We start from the raw sequence: 21,016 nt of genomic DNA on the forward strand, positions 1-21,016 counted from the left end.
CATTAACTGGCAGTAGCAACTTCACCAGCAGGCGGCGTTTCAATCAGCTCCAGCATGGTGCGGGCGATTTCACGCTCACCCATGACCACCTGATTGGCGCCCCGCTCGGTAATGTATTCCACTTCATCGTCATAATGCGCGCGGGCGATAATCTCAATCGACGGGCACTTTTCACGAGCTGAAGCGACAATTTCACCCGCTTCATAGCCATTCGGAATGGTCAGCAGCAGCCAGCGTGCGCAATCCAGGTGCGCCAGACCCATAATTTCCTCATTAGCAGCGTTGCCCAGCACCGCCCGGATCCCACGCTCGCGCAGTTCATCCACCCGGGTACGCGAGGTTTCGATAACCACCAACGGGATCCCTGCTGCCATCAGTTTCTCACCCAGCAGGCTGCCGACGCGGCCAAAGCCCACCAGCAAGGCGTGATTACAGATATCCACCGGAATTTGCTTCTCTTCTTCGATGGCTTCTTCCAGCGTCTGCTCTTCCAGCGTTTCGGTTTTGGCGAGATATTTTTCTAACACTGCGAACAGCACCGGGTTGAGCATAATGGACAGGATAGCCCCTGCCAGTACCAGATTCTGTCCGGCCTGTGGCAGCAGGTTTAACGCCATTCCCAGACCCGCCAGGATAAAGGCAAACTCACCAATCTGCGCCAGACTGGTGGCAATGGTGAGTGCTGTGCGTTGGGAGTGACCAAACAGGCGCACCAGGAAATAGGCGGCAACGGATTTACCAAAGACAATAATCGCCAGCGTGCCAAGTACCGCCAGCGGCTGCTGGATCAAGATTAACGGATCAAACAGCATCCCGACGGATACAAAGAACAATACGGCGAACGCATCGCGCAGCGGCAGAGTATCATGCGCTGCACGGTGACTCAGTTCCGATTCATTCAGCACCATACCGGCGAAGAACGCGCCCAGTGCAAAAGAGACATCGAACAATTCCACTGCGCCAAAGGCGATACCTAATGCCAGGGCAAGGACTGACAGAGTAAACAGTTCTCGTGAGCCGGTTGCGGCGCTACGCGCCATGATCCAGGGCACCAGGCGACGGCCAACCAGCATCATAATGGCGATAAACGCCACCACTTTACCGATGGTAATGCCCATATCGACGGCCAGCGATGCAAACCCAACATCTTCTTTTTCCAGCATTCCGGCGACGGCGGGTAGGAGCACCAGCGTCAGCACCATCATCAGGTCTTCAACAATCAGCCAGCCTATAGCGATTTGCCCGCGCTGGCTGTCAATAAGTTGTCGTTCCTCAAGAGCACGCAGTAGTACTACGGTACTGGCGGTCGAAAGACACAGTCCAAAGACGATACCCACCATCAGCGACCAGCCCATTACCGCTGAAAGCGCCATACCCAGTAGCGTTGCCACCGCTATCTGGGCAATCGCGCCGGGAATGGCGATTGACTTTACCGCCATCAAATCCTTCAGGGAAAAGTGCAGCCCGACGCCGAACATCAACAGGATCACGCCAAGCTCAGCCAGTTCAGGCGCGAGTTTGGTATCAGCAACAAAACCAGGTGTAAATGGACCGGCCAGAACGCCCGCTAACAGATATCCCACCAGAGGAGAAATACGTAGTTTATTGGCAATCATGCCTAATATAAAAGCGAGCACAAGGCCGCCGACAATGGTGGTGATAAGCGGGGTGGCGTGATGCATTCCGTCTCCTTTGGTTGCTGTGTTGATCCTGAAAACCCAAATTCCGAGTAATAGTTTATGACAAATTTGATGTTTATGTTGATGAATAATTATTGAATTTTGATGAAAACAGGATTTTAAAGGAAAAAAAGCACGGATCGGAAAACCAGGGGGGGATGTCTGAGGCAAACGCTGATGGTCACTGTAAGTGATGACGACCAAAGTCTAGCTTTGGTCGTCAAAAAATCAGGCTTTATGTCGGTTATCAGGTAAGAATATGGTCAGTATCCCCAAAAGTGGCAGGAAAGCACATATTTTGTAGACCAAATCGATACTGGTATGGTCGGCAATCAGCCCTAACACCGCGGCTCCCAAGCCACCCATGCCGAAGGCAAAACCGAAAAATAGCCCAGAAACCATGCCGATACGCCCAGGAAGCAGCTCCTGTGCATAGACCAGAATGGCAGAAAACGCTGATGCGAGGATAAAACCAATGATTACGGTTAAAATCCCGGTCCATTCCAGCGTTGCATAGGGTAAAACGAGGGTAAATGGCGCTACGCCGAGGATAGAGCCCCAAATAACATATTTTCTGCCAATTTTATCGCCCAATGGTCCACCAATTACCGTTCCGGCGGCGACGGCAAATAAGAAGGCAAACAGGTGAAACTGGGCATTTTGTACCGATAATCCGAATTTTTGCATCAGATAAAAGGTGTAATAGCTGCTAATGCTCGCCATATAGAAGTATTTGGAGAAAATCAGCACCAGCAGAATGCTTACCGCCAAAACCACTTTATTACGCGGCAACGGATTAACGATGGCGACCTTCGGCTTTCCTTTACTCATCCGATGCTGTGCTGCATACCAACGGCTGATTTGCGCCAGGACGACAATCGCTAATAACGCGGCCAGCACAAACCAGGCTACATTACCTTTACCGTATGGCGCAATGATGACAGCCGCCAGCAACGGTCCCAGAGAGCTACCGAAGTTACCGCCAACCTGGAAAATCGACTGGGCAAGGCCGTGGCGACCACCGGAGGCCATACGCGCCACACGGGACGATTCCGGGTGGAATACCGATGAACCGGTACCAACCAGCGCCGCGGCGAGCAACACCATATGGAAGCTGCCGGCCATGGCCAGCAAAACAAGCCCGCTCAGCGTGAAGCACATCCCAATGGGCAGCGACCACGGCATCGGGTATTTGTCCGTCCAGTAACCCACGACCGGTTGTAGCAGCGAGGAAGCAAGCTGGAAGGTCAGGGTAATCATCCCTATCTGCATAAACGTCAGCGAGAACTCTGACTGTAAAAGCGGATAAATTGCGAGGATCAGCGACTGGATCATATCGTTGAGCAGATGGGAGAGGCTGATTGCCCCTAAAATGCCAAATGAGGTGCGCGCTTTAGCAACCGACGCTGACGCGCCAGCCGCTGGCTGGGTTGGTTCACTTATTGCCATAGAAAGTCACTTCTGTTTGGTTGCGATTATGAGGGTAATCTAATTTGTTATTATTACCTGACTAACATACCTGCGGAAGGTGTTTGAAGGAAGTCTCATTTCTGAAAACATTTTCGACTATTATTTCATATCATTGTAATTTCAGTCGTTGATTTTGGCTCAGGGAGAGTACATGAAATTTTTAAAACGGGGCGTGGCGCTGGCGTTATTAGCCGCATTTGCGCTGGCAGGTCAGCCTGCACAGGCGTACGAAAAAGATAAAACTTATAAAATCACCATTCTGCATACTAACGATCATCACGGTCATTTCTGGCGTAGCGAATATGGGGAATATGGACTGGCGGCGCAAAAAACGCTGGTGGACGGTATTCGTAAAGAGGTGGCCGAAGAAGGGGGCAGCGTACTGCTGCTTTCCGGCGGCGATATTAACACCGGCGTACCAGAATCCGATCTGCAGGATGCGGAACCTGATTTTCGCGGCATGAACCTGATTGGCTACGACGCGATGGCGGTCGGAAACCACGAGTTTGATAATCCGCTTAGCGTATTGCGCCAGCAGGAAAAATGGTCGAAATTTCCGTTTCTCTCGGCCAATATTTATCAGAAAAGCACCGGCGAGCGTTTATTTAAGCCGTGGGCCATCTTTAAGCGCCAGGACTTAAAAATTGCCGTACTTGGTTTAACCACTGATGATACGGCGAAAATTGGCAACCCCGAGTTCTTTACCGATATCGAATTCCGTAAACCTGCCGATGAAGCCAAACTGGTTATCCAGGAACTGAATATGGGGGAAAAGCCAGACATCATTATTGCCACCACCCATATGGGACATTATGACAATGGCAATCATGGATCTAACGCCCCTGGTGATGTGGAGATGGCGCGCAGCCTGCCAGCAGGGTCGCTGGCAATGATTGTGGGTGGTCACTCACAGGACCCTGTGTGTATGGCTGCGGAAAATAAAAAACAGGTGGATTACGTCCCGGGGACGCCGTGTGCGCCAGACAAGCAGAACGGGATCTGGATTGTTCAGGCGCATGAGTGGGGGAAATACGTGGGACGGGCGGACTTTGAGTTCCGCAACGGCGAAATGAAAATGGTTAATTACCAGCTTATCCCCGTTAACCTGAAGAAAAAAGTGACCTGGGACAACGGTAAAAGTGAGCGGGTACTCTACACCCCGGAGATTGCTGAAAATCAGCAAATGCTTTCGCTGCTGACACCGTTCCAGAATAAAGGTAAAGCGCAGCTCGACGTGAAAATTGGCAGCGTCAATACGCGTCTCGAAGGCGATCGTAGCAAAGTCCGTTTCGTGCAAACCAATATGGGGCATTTGTTGCTGGCTGCGCAAATGGCGCGGACCAGCGCTGATTTTGGCGTGATGAGCGGCGGCGGTATCCGTGACTCCATTGAAGGCGGCGATATCACCTATAAGAGCGTGCTGAAGGTACAGCCGTTTGGCAACATCGTGGTGTATGCCGACATGAGCGGGAAAGAGGTGATTGACTATCTGACCGCGGTGGCGCAAATGAAGCCGGACTCCGGGGCCTATCCGCAGTTTGCCAACGTCAGCTTTGTAGCGAAAGACGGCAAACTTAACGATGTGAAAATCAAAGACGAACCTGTTGATCCAGCCAAAACCTATCGTATGGCAACGCTGAGCTTCAACGCCACCGGCGGTGATGGCTATCCGCGTATTGATAACAAACCAGGCTATGTGAATACCGGATTTATTGATGCGGAAGTGCTGAAAGAATACGTGCAGAAGAACTCACCGCTGGATGCCAGTGCGTATGAGCCGAAGGGTGAGGTGAGCTGGCAGTAACAGGTCGGAGTGCCGGATGGCGGTGCTGGCACCTTATCCGGCCTACAGGTCAGTGCGATGTGTAGGCCTTAAAGCTGCGCGCCATCAGGCATTCATTCTATAACCGCTTAGTCCCGGCGGGCGATGTCAGCGAATTTTGCATCCAGAATTTTCGCCAGATCGCTCGCTGCCAGTTCGATATCCAGCCCGCGTTTGCCGCCGGACACATAAATGGTGTCAAACGTTTGGGCTGGCGCGTCGATAAGCGTCGGCAATCTTTTTTTCTGTCCCAGCGGGCTGATACCACCTACCAGATAGCCGGTAGTGCGTTGCGCGACCATGGGATCGGCCATATCGACCTTTTTGGCGCCCAACGCTTTGGCGACCTTTTTGAGATCCAGTTGACCGGCTACCGGTGTGACGGCGACCGCCAGATGCTTCATGTCGCCATTCACGGCAACCAGCAGCGTTTTGTAAACCTGGTCCGCATTCAGACCTAACTTGCGCACCACTTCGTCACCAAAGTTCGTCTCGGACGGATCGTGATCGTAGGTGTGGATCTGGAAAGAAATTTTGTTTTTTTCGAGTAATTTAACGGCGGGTGTCATAGCAATTTTCCTGGCCCAGACAAAATACGACACAAGCATACGCCTGATGTCTGTCTAAAAAATAGTACCATCTTGCGCAATAGTATTGGCAGGATGATGACTTTGAGCGACAATCGAACTACACCGACGCTTTAAGCGCCGGGATCATAATAATGATGAAATTCCTCTTTGACGGGCCAATAGAGATATTGGCCATTTTTTTACCGTAACATCTCCGGCAAATTTCCTTCTCCGTATAAATGCAGCGCGCCAACGGCCACCACATAGTGACCGGCAGGCATCGCTCTGAGTCGATCGCACCAGGCCGCATTACGTTGATGCATCAAAACGTCATACAACGACTGACTAAATGTATTGGGTAGTGTGAGTTCGCTATTGTGCGGCGGCGTTTCAAGCCACCAGCTCATCATCTGTTGTAGCAGTCTGGCATTGGTATGCCAGTGTGTCAGGGTATCGTCCAACAGAGCCAGGCCGTTATCGGGCAACTGACATAACAGTGCGATTTGGCTGGATGCACCTTCCAGTTCGATTATCGGTTTATGCACCTTTTTAGCCGCATTCAGCAGTTGGTAATCAATCCCGTATTCAGCCCGCAGCCCCAGCTTCTGCGCCTGCGTTGCCTGTAATACCATAGCGATTTGCCATAACGGCTGCGTGGACAGCAGGGAAGGGGAAATGCCCAGTTCGTCGGTGACCTTATGCAGATTATCTAACTGCTCCGGGCTGATGCGTTCTTCCAGTGCGGCAAAGGTCGGAAGGTTGGCAAACGGCGCATCGTCGCCGGAAACATCAGCTTCGACAATCAACGCATCGGCATGCTTGAGCTTTTTGAGTAATTTGGCAGGCAGAGGCGCCATATCGCGGCTGCCCATATGAATACTGCCAATCAGATGAAAATGGCGGTTGCCGGGCAAAGAGATGTCGATGGCAGGCCAGGTATAGTGGTTGCCGCGCAGTGCAGACCAAAATGCTTTTACCCGGTATAACAAATCCATACGACCTCCCTAAGTGGACTTCCATGCTAGCGCGTGGTCCTGGAAGGTGCAATGCGTGAATTGCCGGATGGCACAGTTGATAGCGCCATCCGGCAAAGGCTTACTCTTTAGGTTTGAAGCGCAGCAGTCGGTTCGCGTTGCTCACCACTGTGATGGAAGAAAGCGCCATCGCCGCCCCGGCGACGACCGGGTTGAGCAGCGTGCCGGTGAACGGCCACAAGATCCCGGCGGCAACGGGGATACCGATGCTGTTATAGATAAACGCGCCAAGCAGGTTCTGCTTCATATTGCGCAGCGTTGCCCGGGAGATAGACAGCGCATCTGCAACGCCCATCAGGCTATGACGCATCAGCGTAATTGCGGCTGTTTCAATCGCCACATCGCTGCCGCCACCCATGGCGATCCCTACATCGGCCTGAGCCAGCGCTGGCGCATCGTTGATACCGTCACCGACCATGGCAACCTGACGCCCCTGGCTCTGCAGACGCTTAATCGCCTCGGCCTTACCGTCCGGCAGAACGCCCGCAATCACCTCATCAATACCCGCTTCTTTGGCAATGGCGTTGGCAGTCGTTGGGTTGTCGCCGGTGAGCATCACCAGACGATACCCAGCGCGGTGCAGGCGCTGGAGCGCTGCCACACTGTCGCTACGCAGTGGATCACGTACCGCTAACAGCGCCGCGGCTTTACCATCAATTGCCAACAGCACGGGGGTTGAACCCCGGGAAGCCTGAGCGGTGATTTCATCTTCCATTTCTGTGGTATCGACCTGCTGCTCATTGAGCAGCGCCTGGTTGCCCAGCAGTAGCGTATGACCTTCCGTTTCGCCACTGACGCCTAAACCACGCAGCGTACGGAAACCGTTGACCTGCGGCAGCGTGATATCACCCGCTTTGTCTAGAATCGCTCTGGCCAGCGGGTGGCTGGAACCCTGTTCAAGGGCCGCTGCCAGACGAATTGCCAGCGCTTCCTCGGTATTACCAAACGTTTTGATGGCGACAACCTGCGGTTTGCCTTCGGTCAGCGTCCCGGTCTTATCAAAGACGAGAGTATCGAGCGTGCTGGCGCGCTGCAGCGCATCGGCATCGCGTACCAGTACCCCAAACTCAGCGGCACGCCCCACGCCGGAAATAATCGACATCGGCGTTGCCAGACCCAGCGCACAAGGGCAGGCGATAATCAGAACGGTGGTGGCAATCACCAGCGTATAGACAATCTGCGGCGCTGGTCCAAAGAAATACCAGATAGCCGCACTGACCAGCGCAATGGCGACCACGACCGGAACGAACACCGAGGAGATACGGTCGGCCAATTTGCCAATTTCCGGTTTACTGCTTTGCGCCTGACGCACCATACGAATAATGCGCGACAGTGTGGTGTGGCTACCAACAGCGCTGGCGCGGAACAGTACGCTGCCGTCCTGGACGACCGTACCGGCGTGGACGCTATCGCCTTCACCTTTTTGCTGCGGAATCGGCTCACCGGTCAGCATAGCTTCATCCAGCCAGGCTTCGCCCTGTGTAATTTCTCCATCGACCGGCACGCGGTCGCCGGTAGTCAGACGCAGTAACATTCCGGCCTGAACGTCTGCCAGCGGTACGTTCTTTTCACCTTCGTCAGTAACGACGCGCGCGGTCGGCGGCGTCAAATCGAGCAGTTTTTCCAGCGCTTTGGACGAGCGTTGGCGAGCCCGCGCTTCCAGCATGTGTCCGAGGTTAATCAGACCAATAATCATGGCGCTGGCTTCATAATAGAGGTGTCGCGCTTCCATTGGGAACCATTGCGGCCAGAGGTTGACGCTCATGGAATAGAGCCATGCCACCCCTGTACCCAGCGCGACCAGGGTATCCATAGTCGCGGTGCCGTTCATCAGGCTTTTCCACGCATTGCGATAAAAGTGACCGCCCGCGAAAACCATCACGGCAAGCGTTGCCAGGCCAATCGTCAGCCACAGGCTGCGGTTGTCATCGCTCACCATCATGTTGTCGCCGATCATACCCCATACCATGACAGGGATACCCAGCAGCAGCGCAACAGCTGCCTGCCAGCGAAAACGCTTCATGGTTGCCACGGCGGTTTCTTGCTGACGTTCGCGGCGCTTGACGTCATCTTCAATCGCTTCTGCGCCGTAACCCGCTTTTTCAACTGCCTGGACTAAATCTGCGGCAGAGGCACTGCCCATTACCAGCGCAGTGCGTTCCGCCAGGTTTACCCGTGCCTGAGTGACGCCCGGTACACTTTGCAATGCATTTTGTACACGGGTCACACAACTGGCGCAGCTCATGCCGTTTAACAGCAACTGTTGGCTGTCATCATCAGCCGTAGCTGCCGGAAGCTCGGAAGGGACCGCTGCCAGTGCTTCCGACGGGATTGATGACTCCGTCAGCGGTTTAGCCTTTGGGTGGCTTAACTCCGCGCCGTAACCGGCTTGTTTGATGGTTTCAATCAGCGCTTCTGCGCTGGCGCTCCCGGTAACATGCGCCTCTGTCACGGTGACATCCGCTTGCTCAACGTCTGGACGTTGTTCCAGACTTTCTTTAACGCGTTTTACGCAGTGACCACAGGACAAACCGTCCAGGGTTAGATCGATTGTTTGAGACATAACAAATTTCCTCTATGAGTGGTCGGTTACTTATTGACCTTGGCAATCGTTTTGACTAACTGTTATAAAGGTTAAACCTTCCATCTGGGGGAAGGTCAAGGGAGAAAAGATGAATATATCCGATGTTGCTAAAAAAACCGGTTTAACCAGCAAAGCCATACGCTTTTATGAAGAAAAAGGCTTAGTGACGCCGCCGCTACGTAGCGAAAATGGCTATCGTACATACAACCAACAGCATCTGAATGAACTTACGCTGCTGCGCCAGGCACGCCAGGTGGGTTTTAATCTCGAAGAGTGTGGCGAACTGGTGAACCTGTTTAACGATCCGGCGCGTCATAGTGCAGATGTGAAAAAGCGTACCTTAGAAAAGGTAGCGGACATTGAGCGGCATATCAGCGAGTTGCAGGCCATGCGCTTGCATTTGCTGGCGCTGGCGGAGAGTTGCCCAGGCGATGACAGTGCCGAATGCCCGATTATTGATAACCTCTCCGGCTGCTGCCACCATAAAGCGAAGGCTTAACGGCGAGGGGGATTAAGCATAAACACCACCGTGCCGCGGTACCATGGGGATTTCTCAAGCTGTGCTTCAGCCAGCGGATCCCGGCTACCGTTTTGCACCAGCCCCAGCTTAAACGGAATGCGCAGACGGCTGAGTGCGGGCAGATACGCCTGATAATTCGTTACCGTATGACGGCCCTGATAGCTCTGGACCACCAGTTCATCGACCGCCAGCGCGTTCAGCGTGGCGACGTCGCCCGTTTTTGCCCAATCCAGAAGTCCAGTCACGCCAAGTGCAAACTCGGCTGGTAACTGTTGACGTAATTGCTGCAAAAAGCGGGCGTAATCGGCAAGCTGATGAGTCGCCGCGTCAAAATCAACCTGTAGGCCGACCACGTGATTCCCGGCCGTCTGCCAGCGTTGCATCAACCGTATGATACGCGCCGGGATCGCCTCCGGTACGTCGAGCGTGGTAAAGCGCACGGTCAGCCAGATCGAGGGAAAAGACAGGCGGCTGACCGGCAGCCCGAGACGCTGGAAAACCACGTTACTCGAACGAATCAGCACCTCACCCTGATGCAGATAGACCGTTTGCGCGTCTTTCAGCTCATCACTGGCCTTCACGCCGGACCACAGCCAGAAGGCCGGATGCTCTCGGGCGGCGACGATATCCGCCGCCTGCGGCTGGCCTGTCAGCAGCGCGGTTACCAGTAGTATTTGAGTTTTTGCGCCCACGGACTTCCCGGATACTGCGTTTTCAGTTGGGTGAACCAGCCTTTACGCTGCAGTTTATCCACTTCCTCACCGCCGCATTCGTTAGAGCCTGACGGCGCATAGCACATGATGGCGCGATACAGCGCGAAGCTCTTGTCTTCAACCTCTGCTTTCGGTGAAGTGATTACCTGCTGATAGTAGCTTTGCCTGTCGAACTGGCCGAACGGTTCTTTGCGCGATATTGCTGATTCAAGTACGTCGTTGCCGGCACTGTTTTTCCACAAATCAACGTGGGTTTGCGTGGTGCGGAAGAATTCGCCTAAGCAGTTCAGCGCGTGGGCATCATCCGCTTTTTTGCTCAATACCGTTACCGTTTCATTGAGGCTGCGACAGGTATAACCGGCTTGAGCGGCATCGCCATTCCAGTCGAAAATACTCAGATTAACGTCATCAAACGCGTCGCCAATAACCGGTGGAGTAATGGCGCTGGTCAGTTTTCTGTCATTCAACCAGTCGCCAAAGCGGTTTTCAGTAAGATCGCGTACCAGCAGCGTATGCAGGGCGATGGTACGCTCTTCATTGTTGGGTCCATGGACGGCCTGCTGGCGCAGCAGTTCCGGCGAGGCCTGTGTTTTCAGTATCTGCGAGCGAAAACGCAGGTTGGTCACTGCGCTTTCTGGGGCAAAAACCGCCGCCACATCGCCGCTATAAACCAGCGTGGCGGCGAGCTTAGCCTGTACATACTGCTGCTGTTCGTTGTCCTGGCTGAGTTTTAGCAACTGCAGCCAGAAATCACGCGCCGCGGGCCAGTTCTTCTGGCCCATCAGCGCTTCGCCATACAGCACTTGTTCGCTGAAGGCGAGGGTATCGTGAGCGGCAAGTTTCTGCGCTGGCGTAACTGCCTGAATAATCGCCGCGTAGTTCTCCGTCGCCAGCCACAGATTCAGTTGCAGATCGCGCCATAGCGGCAATTTTTGGCTCTGTTCAAACACCGGTTTGCTGGCATCGAGCTGCGCCTGGGTCAGTGTGGGTTTACTGTTGTTATCCAGACGCAGCGCGCGCAGCAGTTCGATATAGCTGACATGCGGCGCATCGGGGAAGGCTTCTACCACGGACTGTTCGTAGAACGCCATACCGTAGACATTATCGTATTCGATGACAATGTCACGCAGTTGCCGTGCGTCAGCCGACTGCTGGAGCGTTTGCTCATACAACCCGGCCAGCTGTGGCCACGCCTGTAAATACCAGTTGATGCGACGCAGCATACCGCGCGCGGATTCGGCATACAGGCCTTGCGGGAAGCGTTGCAAATAGACTTGTGCCTGCGTCTGAGCCTGAGTCGCATCCTCGCGGTTAATTTTTGCAATATCAAAATCGCCGTACTCGCCCACGCTGTTCTGGCTGCTCTTGTTCAAGGCCGCACGCATCAACATGTATTGCGCGGTCTCTACCAGCCACGGGCGCTCACTTTTGGCAAGCTGAGTGAAATCGCGTTCGGCGCTGGCATAATCACCGGCATAGAAACTGGCAGCTGCGGCCAGATAATTTTTATAGGACTGAGCCGGTGAATCAGCCGGGAGGGTGGCAAGTGAAGACTCAATTTGTTCGCGGGTTGCCCCGGATAGCAGCCCCGTACGCGCCTGGGCTAAGGCCTGACGCTGTTCCGCCGCTAACGTCGGGTCGGCCAGCAGTGCGGCAAAAAATGCGCTGACGCTCTCGGTGTTATTTGAAACATGACGGTTCTCAAGCTCAGCGTCGTTGACGTTTATTTCGTCTGCGCTAATGTTCAGTTCGGCCATCTGTCGGGAGAGTGGGCTGTCTGCGGCGGATGCCGGCGCAGCGGCTGGCTGCGGGGCTGCCTCATCCCATTGCGGGTGATAGGCAAAATAGAAATCCCGGGAGCGGGTGATATCCGCTGGCATTGATTGCACCGGCAGAGCAAATGATTTTTCCTGGCTCAGCAGCCGCAGCAGGTTGTCGCGGCTGTCGTTTTCAGGGTTAAAGGTTGGCGTGCCTTTCAGCAGGCAGCTGTCGTCGCTCCATTTGCAGTCTTCCATATCGAAAGAGGCGAATGCCTGCGGGGCGGCGGTCAGTAATGTGCAAAGGGCAAAGGCAAGGGGTGTCTTCCTGACCATAGTCTTATTTCCTGTCTTTTTAGTGTGATACCGCTTTAATAATCAGGGTTATCCCTTCAACGGCAATGACTTCAACCTGCGTTCCGGCGCTCAAATCGTCGCGGGCGCTGACGGGCCATGAGCTATCGCCGACGCGCATATGTCCACGGCCATTGACCAGGCCAGTTTCCAGAATAAATCGACGACCAACCAACTGCTGCCCGCGCTGGTTCAGATGGCTGTCGGCGGGTTTCTGCTCCTGAACACGCCTTGCCAGCCACTTCCACCAGAGCCAGGCCGCCAGCAGGGTGAGGACGGCGAACATCGCTCCTTGCCAGGCCCAGTCAAGCGGAACGAGCCACACCACCAGGCCGGTAATCACCGCCGCCACGCCGCTCCACAGCAGATAGCCGTTACCGCCCAGCATCTCGGCAGCGAGTAGCAAACCGCCGAGGCTGAGCCAAAATATGTGCGGGTGTACCAGAATCATCGCTATCATGATTTTTTCCGCTCGCTGGCGCTGTCCTTAACCAGTTCTGCGATCCCGGCAATGGAGCCCATCAGGCTGCTGGCATCCAGCGGCATCATTACCACTTTGCTGTTATTCGATGAACCGATATGCTGCAGCGCTTCGGTGTATTTCTGCGCCACGAAGTAGTTCACGGCCTGAATATCCCCGGCGGCAATGGCTTCAGAAACCATCTGCGTTGCGCGAGCCTCAGCTTCTGCCGAACGTTCACGCGCTTCAGCCTGTAAAAACGCAGACTGGCGTTCACCTTCCGCTTTAAGGATCTTCGACTGCTTCTCACCTTCGGCCTTGACGATTTCTGCCTGACGGATCCCTTCGGCTTCAAGAATGTAGGCGCGTTTGGTACGTTCGGCTTTCATCTGCGCGTTCATCGCGTCGATAAGTTCTGCCGGAGGACGCACGTCGCGGATCTCGATACGGGTGATTTTAATGCCCCAGGGATTCGTGGCTTCATCAACAATATGCAGCAGGCGCGTGTTGATGTTGTCGCGCTGGGAGAGCATTTCATCGAGCTCCATCGAGCCGAGAACGGTACGAATGTTGGTCATGGTCAGGTTGATGATCGCCAGTTCCAGATTACTGACTTCATAGGCGGCTTTCGGCGCGTCGATCACCTGAATAAAGCACACGGCATCAATCGCGACGTTGGCGTTATCTTTGGAGATGACTTCCTGAGAAGGGATATCAAGCACCTGTTCCATCATGTTGATCTTACGACCAATGCGATCCATGAACGGCACGACAAGGTTTAAACCTGGTTGCAGGGTTTTGGTGTAACGGCCAAAACGCTCTACCGTCCACTGATATCCCTGCGGGACGATTTTGACGCCAGCGCCGACGATGACCAGTGCGACAAAGATGAGAATAGGAATAAAAATGAGCATTGATGAAACCTCCTGTTGTGCTGTCCTTTACTGCCTCATTAATCAAATTATACCCGATTAATCAAGGGGGGCTCCCTTATAATAAATTACAGGCATAGACTGTCTGCACGAAAGATGTAAAAAAGGGATGGGTAATGGAAGAAAGCAGCATTCTGCTTCAGTTAAAAAATGTCGCATGGCAGGCAGGGGAGACGCAGGTTCTCAATAACATCAGTTTTGATCTCCGTGCCGGAGAATTTAAGCTGATTACCGGCCAGTCCGGCTGCGGGAAAAGTACGTTACTCAAGATTGTGGCGTCATTAATGAGTCCGACTGCCGGTGAAATCCTCTTTGAAGGCAAGGAGATAAGTACCCTCAAGCCGGAAGCGTATCGCCAGCAGGTCTCCTATTGTGCGCAAACGCCTGCCTTGTTTGGTGAGACCGTCTACGACAACCTCATTTTCCCCTGGCAAATCCGTAACAAACGTCCGGAGCCGGATGCGTTTCTGACCGTCCTGGCCCGTTTTGATCTCCCCGAGACGATCCTCAAAAAAAACATAAATGAACTGTCCGGTGGCGAAAAGCAGCGCATCTCGCTAATTCGTAATTTGCAGTTTCTGCCCAAAATCCTGCTGCTTGATGAAATCACCAGCGCGCTGGATGAAGCCAATAAACGTAATGTGAACGAATTAGTTCACCATTATGTTCGCGATAAGAATATTGCGGTGCTGTGGGTGACGCACGACAAAGATGAAATTACGCATGCGGATAATGTCATAACCCTTCAACCGCACGCCGGAGAAATGCAGGAAGCACGCAATGAACGAGCATAATATTACCAATGAATCCCTGGCATTAGCGATGATGCTGGTGGTGGTGGCGATCCTGATTAGCCACAAAGAAAAACTGGCGCTGGAAAAAGATATTCTCTGGAGCGTTTGCCGGGCGGTGGTTCAGCTTATTATCGTCGGCTATGTGCTGAAATATATTTTTGGCGTTAACCACAGTATTCTGACTTTACTGATGGTGCTGTTTATCTGCTTTAACGCGGCTTATAACGCGCAAAAGCGCAGTAAATATATTGATAAAGCTTTCCTCTCGTCGTTCATCGCCATCACGGTGGGGGCGGGATTAACGCTGGCGGTGCTGGTTTTGTCTGGCTCTATCGAGTTCGCGCCGATGCAGGTCATCCCGATCTCAGGCATGATTGCAGGCAATGCGATGGTGGCGGTGGGGTTGTGTTACAACAATCTGGGTCAGCGGTTTAGCAGCCAACAGCAGCAGATTCAGGAAAAACTCAGCCTCGGCGCGACGCCGAAAGTGGCCTCCGCGCCGCTGATTCGCGACAGCATTCGCGCCTCGCTGATCCCAACGATCGACTCTGCGAAAACGGTAGGGCTGGTGAGTTTACCGGGGATGATGTCCGGGTTGATCTTCGCGGGTATTGATCCGGTAAAAGCGATTAAATATCAGATTATGGTGACGTTTATGCTGCTTTCGACCGCCAGCCTGTCAACCATTATCGCCTGCTACCTGACCTATCGGAAATTCTATAATTCGCGTCACCAATTAGTCGTAACGCATTTGAAGAAGACGTGATGTGATGGCCGGATGACGGCTAACGCCATCCGGCAAATGCAGCAGATTAGTACAACAGCGCGTACAGCTGTCGGCGGTATTTTGAGGCCAGTGCATCGCCGGTTCCGAGTGCGGCAAGGATCTCCTGGAAGGTCTTACGCGCCAGGCCGTCGGCAGCAGTGAGATCTTTCTTCAGGTGGCTGAACAGCAGTTCCAGCGATTCTTCGTTGCGTCCGACCTGATGTAACTGAATGGCCAACTGTGTTGCCAGCGCCGCATCCTGCGGATTGCTGGCAACCTGCTGTTGCAGCTGTTGGATTTCCGGCGTATCGGCCGCCTGCTTCAGCAGTTCAATTTGCGCGACCAGTCCCTGATAGCGGGTGTCCTGATCCTGCAACGGAATGGTTTTCAGCACCGCTTCGGCTTCGTCAGAGCGGTTCAGGGCGATTTGCGTTTCCGCCAGCAGCAGGCCAATTTCGCTACTCTGGTTGGAGATCTGCCACGCTTCTTTCAGGAGCGGCAGCGCGTCGGCGTGATTACCTGCCTCAATGAACTCGATAGCCTGGCGCGCTTTCAGCTCTTCTTCGCTCGGCAACACTTTTTCCAGCAGCGCGCGGATAACCTCTTCCGGCTGCGGGCCCTGGAATCCGTCCACTGGCTGACCGTTCTGGAACAGATAAACCGTAGGGATGGCGCGCAGGCCAAACTGAGAAGCGATCATCTGCTCGGCGTCGCAGTCGAGCTTGGCAAGAATAAACTGGCCGTTGTACTGGGCGGCAAGGCTCTCCAGTATCGGCGTCAATTGCAGGCAGTGCTGACTGCGCTCAGACCAGAAATAGAACAGGACCGGCGTGGTCATCGACTGTTCAAGGGTCTGCTGCAGGTTCGATTCGTTAATGTTAACAATATTCTGTGTGGACATGGAGTTACTCTCTTTTGTCGATTTCTTGTTACATGGGGGCTGACGCGCGTGCTTCAACTCAACCCTGTAAAATTTTGTCCATTATGCGGCCTGGCAACAGGCGTTTAAGTAGCATCACTGCCCAGGTCACCAACGTAACCGGATAACGAAGCTTCGGTTTGTCGCTCTCAAACGCATGACGCACTTTGGCGACAACCGCTTCTGGTCCCAGCGTAAAACGTGCGGCAATACCAGGGTTTTCAACGGGAGCATCACGTTGAGTCTGATTGACATTTTCGGTAAAACGGGTGCGAATAGGGCCGGGCTCAATCAGGCTGACCTTGATCCCGCTGTGGCGCAGTTCCATGCGCAGCGCGTCGGACCAGGCTTCCAGTGCGTATTTGCTGGCGGCATAGGCTCCGCGTCCCGGTGTTGAGATCAATCCCATCACCGACGAGGTCATCACAATACGTCCTTCTCCGTGAGGGAGCATGGCGGGCAACAGGCGCATGGTCAGCTGATGTGCACCAAAGAAGTTGGCCGAAAACTGCTGCTCCATTTGCTCGCGGCTAATGGTCGGCAGTGGGCCATAGACGCCGTATCCGGCATTGTTAAAGATCCCATACAAACGATTATCGGTCAGGGCGATCACCTCATCGGCGGCGTGATCCACGCTTTCGGGTGAGTCCAGATCCAGCAATACGCCGGTGAATCCCATACTGTTCATACGCGCAACATCGTCAGGTTTGCGACAGCCTGCCAGAATTTGAAAACCCTGGCGCTTTAGTTCAAGCGCGCTTTCCAGACCGATTCCGCTGGAACATCCTGTTATTAAGACCGATTTTTGCATAACTTTACCTGTCAGGATCTCCGTTGAATTACGAGTCGTGATTAACTAGAGGAGTGAGATGTTGCGCCATCCAGTCGGCAATAAACGGCTGGGCGTCACGGTTAGGATGAATACCATCATCCTGCATCCACTGGGGTTTCAGATAAACCTCTTCCATAAAAAAGGGCAGCAGAGGGATATCAAACTCTTTGGCGAGCTTTGGATAAATCGCGCTAAAGGTTTCATTATAACGGCGACCGTAGTTTGCCGGCAGACGAATTTGCATTAATAGCGGTTCGGCATTTGCCGCTTTCACGTCCTGCAGGATTGTGCGCAGGGTTTGTTCGGTTTGCGCAGGCGCAAAGCCGCGCAGACCATCGTTGCCGCCAAGTTCGACCAGCACCCAGCGAGGCTGGTGCTGCTTGAGTAATGCAGGCAGACGGGCCAGACCCTGATGCGAGGTGTCGCCGCTAATGCTGGCATTCACCACCGGCGTTTTAGTTTTCCATTTATCATTAAGTAGCGCAGGCCACGCGGCGCTGGCGGACATACGGTATCCGGCGCTCAGGCTGTCACCCAGAATTAATAACGTGTCCGCAGCGGCGGCGCGGAAAGTTAACAGAACCAGGAACAGGAAAGGCCAATGCCAGCGGAAAACATTGTTGAAGTTCATCATCTTAAGAAATCCGTCGGTCAGGGTGATCAAGAGCTATCCATCCTTACCGGAGTTGAACTGGTTGTCAAACGCGCCGAGACCATTGCGTTGATTGGCGAGTCGGGATCGGGGAAATCCACGCTGCTGGCGATCCTCGCCGGGCTTGACGATGGCTCCAGCGGTGAAGTCAGCCTGGTTGGACAGGCGCTGCACGCCATGGACGAAGAAGCAAGGGCGCAACTGCGGGCGCGACACGTGGGCTTTGTCTTCCAGTCGTTCATGTTAATTCCAACCCTGAATGCACTGGAGAACGTTGAGCTGCCCGCGTTGTTGCGTGGCGAAAACAGTGGAAAAAGCCGCGACGGAGCAAAAGTGCTGCTGGAGCAACTGGGACTGGGTAAGCGCCTTGATCATCTTCCGGCCCAGCTTTCCGGCGGGGAGCAGCAGCGCGTGGCGCTGGCGCGGGCGTTTAATGGACGCCCTGACGTGCTGTTTGCCGATGAACCGACGGGCAATCTGGACAGGCAGACTGGAGACAAAATCGCCGACCTGCTGTTTTCTCTGAACCGGGAACATGGCACAACCCTGATTCTGGTGACCCATGACCCGCAGCTGGCGGCGCGTTGCGATCGGCGTTTACGCCTGGTGAACGGACAGTTGCAGGAGGAGGCATGATTGCACGCTGGTTCTGGCGCGAATGGCGCTCGCCTTCATTACTGATTGTCTGGCTGGCGTTAAGCCTAGCGGTGGCCTGTGTACTGGCGCTGGGCAATATCAGCGATCGCATGGAAAAAGGGCTGAGCCAGCAAAGCCGTGAGTTTATGGCGGGCGATCGGTCGCTGCAAAGTTCGCGCGCCGTACCGAAAGCGTGGATTGACGAGGCGCGACAGCGTGGTCTGAAAGTAGGTGAGCAACTGACCTTTGCCACCATGACCTTTGCCCGGGATACGCCGCAGCTGGCGAACGTCAAAGCGGTGGATGATGTGTATCCGATGTATGGCTTGTTGCAAACCAATCCGCCGGGGTTGAAACCGCAGCCAGGCTTGGTGCTGCTGGCCCCGCGTCTGATGGCGCTGCTCAACTTAAAAATCGGTGATTCCATCGACGTTGGCGATGCCACCCTGCGCATCGCCGGGGAAGTGGTGCAGGAACCAGATTCTGGTTTTAATCCTTTCCAGATAGCGCCGCGCCTGATGATGAACATGGCGGATGTCGAAAAAACGGCGGCGGTCCAGCCGGGAAGCCGTGTGACCTGGCGCTATAAATTTGGTGGGACGCCACAGCAACTGGAAGCTTATGAAAAATGGCTGCTTCCGCAGTTAAAGCCGGAACAGCGCTGGTATGGTCTGGAGCAGGATGAAGGGGCGCTGGGGAAATCACTGGAGCGTTCGCAACAGTTCCTGCTGCTGTCGGCACTGTTAACGCTACTGCTGGCGGTTGCTGCCGTTGCCGTGGCGATGAATCATTACTGCCGCAGCCGTTACGACTTGGTGGCGATATTAAAAACGCTCGGTGCAGGCAGAGCGCAGCTACGCAAGCTGATTATCGGCCAGTGGCTGATGGTGCTGGTGCTGTCCGGCGTGACCGGCGGGCTGTTCGGGCTGTTATTTGAGCGGGTGCTGGTGGTCTTACTTAAGCCGGTTCTGCCCGGTGAACTGCCGCCCGCCAGCCTGTGGCCGTGGCTGTGGGCATTCGGTACGATGACCGTCATTTCTCTGCTGGTGGGATTACGCCCTTATCGCCTGCTGCTGGCGACGCAGCCGCTGCGGGTACTGCGTCGCGACGTGGTGGCTAACGTCTGGCCGCTCAAGGTCTATTTGCCCGTAGCAACGATAGTTGTAGTTGCGCTGCTGGCCGGATTGATGGGCGGAAGTATGCTGTTGTGGGCAGTACTGGCCGGGGCGGTAGTGCTGGCGCTGCTGTGCGGCGTGCTGGGCTGGATGCTGCTTAACCTGCTGCGTGGTCTGACGCTGACATCGCTGCCACTGCGTTTGGCGGTCAGCCGGCTATTGCGCCAGCCATGGTCAACGCTCAGTCAACTATCGGCATTCTCGCTGTCCTTTATGCTGCTGGCGCTGTTACTGGTGCTGCGCGGCGATCTCCTCGATCGCTGGCAGCAGCAAATGCCGCCGGAAAGCCCAAACTATTTTCTGATCAACATTGCCACTGAGCAGGTGGCTCCGCTGAAGGCTTTCCTGGCTGAGCATCAGGTGATCCCGGAGTCGTTCTACCCGATAGTGCGGGCGCGTCTGACCGCTATCAATGAGCAGCCGACCGAAGGCAATCAGGATGAAGCGCTGAACCGCGAGCTTAATCTGACCTGGCAGGATACCCGACCGGATCATAACCCGATCGTTGCCGGGAGCTGGCCGCCAAAAGCGGGTGAAGTGTCGATGGAAGAGGGGTTGGCAAAACGCCTGAACGTCAGGCTTGGCGATCGGGTCACCTTTATGGGTGATACTCAGGATTTCAGCGCCACGGTCAGCAGTCTGCGCAAAGTGGACTGGGAAAGTCTGCGACCTAACTTTTTCTTTATCTTCCCCTCCGGCGCGCTGGACGGACAGCCGCAAAGTTGGTTAACCAGTTTTCGTTGGGAGAACGGCAACGGCATGCTGACGCAGCTTAACCGTGAGTTTCCGACCGTCAGCCTGCTGGATATTGGCGCTATCCTCAAACAGGTGAGCCAGGTACTGGAGCAGGTGAGCCGCGCGCTGGAGGTGATGGTGGTGCTGGTCACCGCCTGCGGTATGTTGCTCCTGTTGGCGCAGGTGCAGGTCGGGTTGCGTCAGCGTCATCAGGAACTGGTGGTCTGGCGTACGCTGGGCGCGGGTAAGAAGCTGCTGCGTACCACGCTGTGGTGCGAGTTCGCGATGCTCGGGATGGTTGCCGGACTGGTGGCGGCCATTGGGGCGGAAACTGCACTGGCGGTGTTGCAAACCCGCGTGTTTGATTTCCCGTGGGAGCCAGACTGGCGACTGTGGGTCGTGTTGCCGCTTTGTGGGGCATTGCTGCTCTCTCTCTGTGGCGGATGGTTAGGTTCACGTCTGTTAAAAGGCAAAGCGCTATTCCGTCAGTTCAGCAGTTAATTCATAATTGTGATGATTACGCACCGGTTTTTTTAAATCGGTGCGTTTTTTATTTATGTAGCACAAATTGATAACTCATTGATATTTAACAGCACAGAACAATAAAAACCCG

General features: G+C 54.4%; 18 protein-coding genes. 6 read left to right on the forward strand and 12 right to left on the reverse strand.

The genetic code is table 11. The features are described from left to right. Nucleotides 1–2 precede the first annotated feature (2 nt). Nucleotides 3–1,682, reverse strand: coding sequence for a YbaL family putative K(+) efflux transporter (gene ybaL, locus OGY15_RS16355; protein WP_151218657.1), 1,680 nt, complete (start codon nucleotides 1,680–1,682; stop codon nucleotides 3–5). 225 nt (nucleotides 1,683–1,907) lie between these two features. Beyond that, nucleotides 1,908–3,128 carry an MFS transporter gene (locus OGY15_RS16360; RefSeq protein WP_149691418.1) on the reverse strand — a complete coding sequence of 407 codons (1,221 nt, stop codon included), beginning with the start codon at nucleotides 3,126–3,128 and terminating at the stop codon, nucleotides 1,908–1,910. A gap of 172 nt (nucleotides 3,129–3,300) precedes the next feature. On the opposite strand from OGY15_RS16360, the gene ushA reads away from it, so the two are divergent. Next, on the forward strand, nucleotides 3,301–4,953 hold the full coding sequence (gene ushA, locus OGY15_RS16365; protein WP_187252899.1) for a bifunctional UDP-sugar hydrolase/5'-nucleotidase UshA: 1,653 nt from the start codon (nucleotides 3,301–3,303) through the stop codon (nucleotides 4,951–4,953). Nucleotides 4,954–5,060: 107 nt separating this feature from the next. Here ushA and ybaK read toward each other — a convergent pair whose 3' ends face one another. The 3 genes from ybaK to copA form a co-directional block, all read right to left on the reverse strand. Next, nucleotides 5,061–5,540 carry a Cys-tRNA(Pro)/Cys-tRNA(Cys) deacylase YbaK gene (gene ybaK, locus OGY15_RS16370; protein WP_003021794.1) on the reverse strand — a complete coding sequence of 160 codons (480 nt, stop codon included), beginning with the start codon at nucleotides 5,538–5,540 and terminating at the stop codon, nucleotides 5,061–5,063. 200 nt (nucleotides 5,541–5,740) lie between these two features. Then, nucleotides 5,741–6,535: a TraB/GumN family protein gene (locus OGY15_RS16375; protein ID WP_210904731.1), complete on the reverse strand. Its 795-nt coding sequence runs from the start codon at nucleotides 6,533–6,535 to the stop codon at nucleotides 5,741–5,743. Between the two features lie 100 nt (nucleotides 6,536–6,635). Then, nucleotides 6,636–9,137 carry a copper-exporting P-type ATPase CopA gene (copA, locus tag OGY15_RS16380; RefSeq protein ID WP_151218659.1) on the reverse strand — a complete coding sequence of 834 codons (2,502 nt, stop codon included), beginning with the start codon at nucleotides 9,135–9,137 and terminating at the stop codon, nucleotides 6,636–6,638. A 109-nt stretch (nucleotides 9,138–9,246) separates the two neighbouring features. Here copA and cueR point away from each other — a divergent pair, with 109 nt between their 5' ends. Next, nucleotides 9,247–9,657, forward strand: a complete 411-nt coding sequence (cueR, locus tag OGY15_RS16385; protein WP_029139441.1) for a Cu(I)-responsive transcriptional regulator — start codon at nucleotides 9,247–9,249, stop codon at nucleotides 9,655–9,657. Here the strand turns inward: cueR and OGY15_RS16390 are convergent. The 4 genes from OGY15_RS16390 to OGY15_RS16405 are packed head-to-tail and all read right to left on the reverse strand — an operon-like array spanning nucleotide 9,654 to nucleotide 13,876. Then, nucleotides 9,654–10,370, reverse strand: a complete 717-nt coding sequence (locus OGY15_RS16390; RefSeq protein ID WP_286540127.1) for a DUF3142 domain-containing protein — start codon at nucleotides 10,368–10,370, stop codon at nucleotides 9,654–9,656. The two genes, cueR and OGY15_RS16390, sit on opposite strands and share 4 nt — an antisense overlap. After that, entirely contained in the window at nucleotides 10,340–12,484 is a 2,145-nt protein-coding gene (locus OGY15_RS16395; RefSeq protein WP_286540128.1) for a PA5441 family protein, read from the reverse strand. Before OGY15_RS16395 ends, OGY15_RS16390 begins: the two co-directional genes overlap by 31 nt. Nucleotides 12,485–12,503: 19 nt before the next feature. Continuing rightward, nucleotides 12,504–12,962 (reverse strand): NfeD family protein, encoded by a 459-nt coding sequence (locus tag OGY15_RS16400; protein WP_151218661.1) that lies wholly within the window; start codon nucleotides 12,960–12,962, stop codon nucleotides 12,504–12,506. Continuing rightward, nucleotides 12,959–13,876, reverse strand: a complete 918-nt coding sequence (locus tag OGY15_RS16405; RefSeq protein ID WP_016152106.1) for an SPFH domain-containing protein — start codon at nucleotides 13,874–13,876, stop codon at nucleotides 12,959–12,961. The genes OGY15_RS16400 and OGY15_RS16405 overlap by 4 nt, the downstream gene beginning before the upstream one ends. Nucleotides 13,877–14,010: 134 nt before the next feature. On the opposite strand from OGY15_RS16405, the gene fetA reads away from it, so the two are divergent. Together fetA and fetB are read left to right on the forward strand one after the other, a co-directional pair. Beyond that, on the forward strand, nucleotides 14,011–14,688 hold the full coding sequence (gene fetA / locus OGY15_RS16410; RefSeq protein WP_187252893.1) for an iron efflux ABC transporter ATP-binding subunit FetA: 678 nt from the start codon (nucleotides 14,011–14,013) through the stop codon (nucleotides 14,686–14,688). Then, on the forward strand, nucleotides 14,675–15,454 hold the full coding sequence (gene fetB / locus OGY15_RS16415; RefSeq protein WP_151218662.1) for an iron efflux ABC transporter permease subunit FetB: 780 nt from the start codon (nucleotides 14,675–14,677) through the stop codon (nucleotides 15,452–15,454). Before fetA ends, fetB begins: the two co-directional genes overlap by 14 nt. 46 nt (nucleotides 15,455–15,500) lie before the next feature. Here fetB and OGY15_RS16420 read toward each other — a convergent pair whose 3' ends face one another. The 3 genes from OGY15_RS16420 to tesA are packed head-to-tail and all read right to left on the reverse strand — an operon-like array spanning nucleotide 15,501 to nucleotide 17,836. Further along, a complete protein-coding gene (locus OGY15_RS16420; protein ID WP_286540136.1) occupies nucleotides 15,501–16,355 on the reverse strand; it encodes a co-chaperone YbbN in 855 nt (284 codons plus the stop codon). A 58-nt stretch (nucleotides 16,356–16,413) separates the two neighbouring features. Then, a complete protein-coding gene (locus OGY15_RS16425; RefSeq protein ID WP_151218664.1) occupies nucleotides 16,414–17,184 on the reverse strand; it encodes an SDR family oxidoreductase in 771 nt (256 codons plus the stop codon). Nucleotides 17,185–17,212: 28 nt separating this feature from the next. Next, the gene (gene tesA, locus OGY15_RS16430) at nucleotides 17,213–17,836 is read right to left on the reverse strand and encodes a multifunctional acyl-CoA thioesterase I/protease I/lysophospholipase L1 (protein ID WP_502872309.1); all 624 of its coding nucleotides are present in this window, start codon (nucleotides 17,834–17,836) and stop codon (nucleotides 17,213–17,215) included. Here tesA and ybbA point away from each other — a divergent pair. Both ybbA and ybbP read left to right on the forward strand, forming a co-directional pair. Beyond that, the gene (gene ybbA / locus OGY15_RS16435; protein WP_151224880.1) at nucleotides 17,807–18,493 is read left to right on the forward strand and encodes a putative ABC transporter ATP-binding protein YbbA; all 687 of its coding nucleotides are present in this window, start codon (nucleotides 17,807–17,809) and stop codon (nucleotides 18,491–18,493) included. The genes tesA and ybbA overlap by 30 nt on opposite strands. Next, nucleotides 18,490–20,904 carry a putative ABC transporter permease subunit YbbP gene (ybbP, locus tag OGY15_RS16440; protein ID WP_187259387.1) on the forward strand — a complete coding sequence of 805 codons (2,415 nt, stop codon included), beginning with the start codon at nucleotides 18,490–18,492 and terminating at the stop codon, nucleotides 20,902–20,904. Before ybbA ends, ybbP begins: the two co-directional genes overlap by 4 nt. Nucleotides 20,905–21,016: the final 112 nt, after the last annotated feature.

The sequence above is a fragment of the Citrobacter sp. Cu231 genome (genome assembly GCF_030332265.1).
Lineage (GTDB): Bacteria > Pseudomonadota > Gammaproteobacteria > Enterobacterales > Enterobacteriaceae > Citrobacter > Citrobacter meridianamericanus.

Bases quoted from the DNA above. Each gene is read 5' to 3' on its own strand.
- ybaL (WP_151218657.1), bottom strand. From the start codon at position 1,682: ATGCATCACGCCACCCCGCTTATCACCACCATTGTCGGCGGCCTTGTG.
- OGY15_RS16360 (WP_149691418.1), bottom strand. From the start codon at position 3,128: ATGGCAATAAGTGAACCAACCCAGCCAGCGGCTGGCGCGTCAGCGTCG.
- ushA (WP_187252899.1), top strand. From the start codon at position 3,301: ATGAAATTTTTAAAACGGGGCGTGGCGCTGGCGTTATTAGCCGCATTT.
- ybaK (WP_003021794.1), bottom strand. From the start codon at position 5,540: ATGACACCCGCCGTTAAATTACTCGAAAAAAACAAAATTTCTTTCCAG.
- OGY15_RS16375 (WP_210904731.1), bottom strand. From the start codon at position 6,535: ATGGATTTGTTATACCGGGTAAAAGCATTTTGGTCTGCACTGCGCGGC.
- copA (WP_151218659.1), bottom strand. From the start codon at position 9,137: ATGTCTCAAACAATCGATCTAACCCTGGACGGTTTGTCCTGTGGTCAC.
- cueR (WP_029139441.1), top strand. From the start codon at position 9,247: ATGAATATATCCGATGTTGCTAAAAAAACCGGTTTAACCAGCAAAGCC.
- OGY15_RS16395 (WP_286540128.1), bottom strand. From the start codon at position 12,484: ATGGTCAGGAAGACACCCCTTGCCTTTGCCCTTTGCACATTACTGACC.
- OGY15_RS16400 (WP_151218661.1), bottom strand. From the start codon at position 12,962: ATGATAGCGATGATTCTGGTACACCCGCACATATTTTGGCTCAGCCTC.
- OGY15_RS16405 (WP_016152106.1), bottom strand. From the start codon at position 13,876: ATGCTCATTTTTATTCCTATTCTCATCTTTGTCGCACTGGTCATCGTC.
- fetA (WP_187252893.1), top strand. From the start codon at position 14,011: ATGGAAGAAAGCAGCATTCTGCTTCAGTTAAAAAATGTCGCATGGCAG.
- fetB (WP_151218662.1), top strand. From the start codon at position 14,675: ATGAACGAGCATAATATTACCAATGAATCCCTGGCATTAGCGATGATG.
- OGY15_RS16420 (WP_286540136.1), bottom strand. From the start codon at position 16,355: ATGTCCACACAGAATATTGTTAACATTAACGAATCGAACCTGCAGCAG.
- OGY15_RS16425 (WP_151218664.1), bottom strand. From the start codon at position 17,184: ATGCAAAAATCGGTCTTAATAACAGGATGTTCCAGCGGAATCGGTCTG.
- ybbA (WP_151224880.1), top strand. From the start codon at position 17,807: ATGCCAGCGGAAAACATTGTTGAAGTTCATCATCTTAAGAAATCCGTC.
- tesA (WP_502872309.1), bottom strand. From the start codon at position 17,836: ATGAACTTCAACAATGTTTTCCGCTGGCATTGGCCTTTCCTGTTCCTG.
- ybbP (WP_187259387.1), top strand. From the start codon at position 18,490: ATGATTGCACGCTGGTTCTGGCGCGAATGGCGCTCGCCTTCATTACTG.